Annotated in this window: 2 protein-coding genes; one reads left to right on the forward strand and one right to left on the reverse strand. The window is 61.4% G+C overall.

Annotation, left to right across the window (positions count from 1 at the left end; translation table 11 throughout):
- Positions 1 to 76 precede the first annotated feature (76 nt).
- Positions 77 to 1567 carry an L-piperidine-6-carboxylate dehydrogenase gene (amaB, locus tag ACRESD_RS18455; protein ID WP_431752232.1) on the reverse strand — a complete coding sequence of 497 codons (1491 nt, stop codon included), beginning with the start codon at positions 1565 to 1567 and terminating at the stop codon, positions 77 to 79.
- Between the two features lie 154 nt (positions 1568 to 1721).
- Between amaB and ACRESD_RS18460 the strand changes: the two genes are divergently transcribed.
- Positions 1722 to 2612: a LysR family transcriptional regulator gene (locus ACRESD_RS18460; RefSeq protein ID WP_431752233.1), complete on the forward strand. Its 891-nt coding sequence runs from the start codon at positions 1722 to 1724 to the stop codon at positions 2610 to 2612.
- The last annotated feature ends 15 nt before the right edge of the window (positions 2613 to 2627 follow it).

Below are 2627 nucleotides of genomic sequence, written 5' to 3' on the forward strand. Positions count from 1 at the left end.
ATTGCTGTGTGTCAGTCAACAGATATACAACTGATCCACCGCCATCGGGGGCAAGCCCCCTCCCACATTTTTAACGTCAGTCGAAGGTGATGCCCTGCGCCAACGGCAACTCCAGCGAGTAGTTCACGGTATTGGTCTGGCGACGCATGTACCCGCGCCATGCATCCGAACCCGACTCACGCCCGCCGCCGGTCTCTTTCTCACCGCCAAACGCGCCGCCGATCTCCGCGCCGCTCGGGCCAATGTTGACGTTGGCGATACCGCAGTCACTGCCCACGGCTGACATGAACTGCTCGGCTTCACGCACATCGGTGGTGAAAATGCACGAGGACAAGCCTTGTGGCACGGCGTTGTTCAGGCGCAAGGCCTCGTTGAAGTCGCGATAGCCGATCACATACAGAATCGGCGCGAAGGTCTCAGTGCACACCACGTCGCTTTGCTCCGGCATTTCCACAATCGCCGGCGATACGTAGTAGGCATGCGGGAATTTATCTTCCAGCTGGCGCTTGCCACCGAACACCTTGCCGCCTTCGCTCAAGGCTTGCTCCAGGGCGTCCTGCATGTTCTCGAAGCCATGCTTGTCGATCAGCGGACCGATCAGGTTGCCTTCCAGCGGGTGGCCGATACGCACCTTGGAATAAGCGGCCTTGAGGCGGGTGACGATCTCTTCCTTGACCGACTCATGGGCGATCAGGCGACGCAAGGTGGTGCAGCGTTGCCCGGCAGTGCCGACGGCGCTGAACAGGATGGCGCGTACGGCCATGTCCAGGTCGGCGCTCGGGCCGAGGATCATGGCGTTGTTGCCGCCCAGTTCGAGAATGCTGCGGGCAAAGCGCGCGGCGACTTTCGGTGCCACTTCGCGGCCCATGCGGGTACTGCCGGTGGCGCTGATCAGGGCCACGCGCGGGTCATCCACCAGCGCAGCGCCGGCGTCGCGGCCGCCGATGATCACTTGGCTGAGGTACTCGGGAGCACCGTCGAATTTCTTCAGCACGCGCTCGAACAACGCTTGGCAGGCCAGGGCGGTGAGCGGGGTCTTTTCCGACGGTTTCCAGATCACCGCGTTGCCGCACACCAGCGCCAGCGTGGTGTTCCACGCCCACACCGCCACTGGGAAGTTGAAGGCACTGATCACACCGACCACGCCCAGCGGATGCCAGGTTTCACGCATGTGGTGGCCGGGGCGCTCGGAGGCAATGGTCAAACCGTACAACTGACGGGACAGGCCGACGGCGAAGTCGCAGATATCGATCATTTCTTGCACTTCACCCAAACCTTCCTGGGTGATCTTGCCCGCTTCCCAGGACACCAGCTCGCCCAGGTCGGCCTTGTATTCGCGCAACACATCGCCGAACTGGCGCACCAACTCGCCACGACGTGGTGCCGGTACCTTGCGCCAGGCGTCGAATGCATGCTCGGCACGACTGACCTGTTGCTCTACCTCGGCGGCACCTTCCCAGTGCACGTTGCCGATGCGACTGCCGTCAATCGGCGAATGCACGGGTTGTTTACCCGACTGGTACAGCGCCGGGTTTACCCCGAGACGGTCAAGCAATGCGGCAACCATGGGTCACTCCTTCAATCTGCAAACAGAAAATTCGCGCCGCCACTGACGCGGCGATCCAGAGCTTATTTGTAGCTGGCCCAAGACTTGCCAACAAACGACGATTAGGCGAGATATCATTCCGTTTATTCATGCAAAGCATAAAAAGAGGCACACCGTGCTGAACAAAAGACATTTGCCCTCGATTACCGCCCTGCAGTGTTTCGAAGCCGCCACCCGTCACCTGAGCTTCACCCGCGCCGCCGAGGAGCTGAACCTCACACAAAGCGCGGTGAGCAAACAGGTGGCGCAGTTGGAGGAACTGCTGCAACACCTGCTATTCCGCCGCGTGCGCCGGCGCTTGCAGATGACCCCGGCTGGCGACCTGTACCTGGTGGAAGTGCGCAAGATCCTCACGCAGGTGGAGATGTCCACCCATTACCTGCGCTCCTACGGCGGCGAGACCGAAGTGTTGCGGGTGTCCACGCCCTACACCTTCGGCGCGCGCTGGCTGGTGCCGCGTCTCAAGGGTTGGCGGCTGCGTCACCCGCAGATCCACCTCGACCTGTGCAATGAACAGGAGCCCGATGAGCTGCTGCAGGGCAAGGCCGACATGGCCTTCTACTTCGGCCAGGGTTCACGCCCCGGCACCGAAAGCCTGAAACTGTTCAGCGAGGAGCTTGTACCTGTCTGTGCGCCGGAAAGCTTGCCCGCACAGCCACTCACTGACCCAACGCAGTTGAGCAATCTGGTCCTGCTGCAAAATGCTTCGCGGCCCCAGGGCTGGCATGACTGGTTCGCCAGCCAGGGCTACCAGACCGAGCACAGTTACCATGGGCCGCGCTTCGACACCTTCTACATGTGTATTCGGGCCGCGCAGGTCGGCTGTGGTGTGGCGTTGCTACCGCGTTTTCTGGTGGAAGAGGAACTGGCGGAGGGCAAACTGGTGATTCCTTGGCAGCATGCAATGCCGAGCCAGGATGCCTACTACCTGGCGTATCCGGAGCATGCGGCGGAGGTGCCGAAGGTAAGGGAGTTTGTGAAGTGGATGCTGGAGCAGGTGATTTAGTGCCTGGGATACCGC

This window comes from Pseudomonas sp. (assembly GCF_050739995.1).
In the GTDB taxonomy this organism is placed as follows: domain Bacteria; phylum Pseudomonadota; class Gammaproteobacteria; order Pseudomonadales; family Pseudomonadaceae; genus Aquipseudomonas.

Bases quoted from the DNA above. Each gene is read 5' to 3' on its own strand.
- amaB (WP_431752232.1), bottom strand. From the start codon at position 1,567: ATGGTTGCCGCATTGCTTGACCGTCTCGGGGTAAACCCGGCGCTGTAC.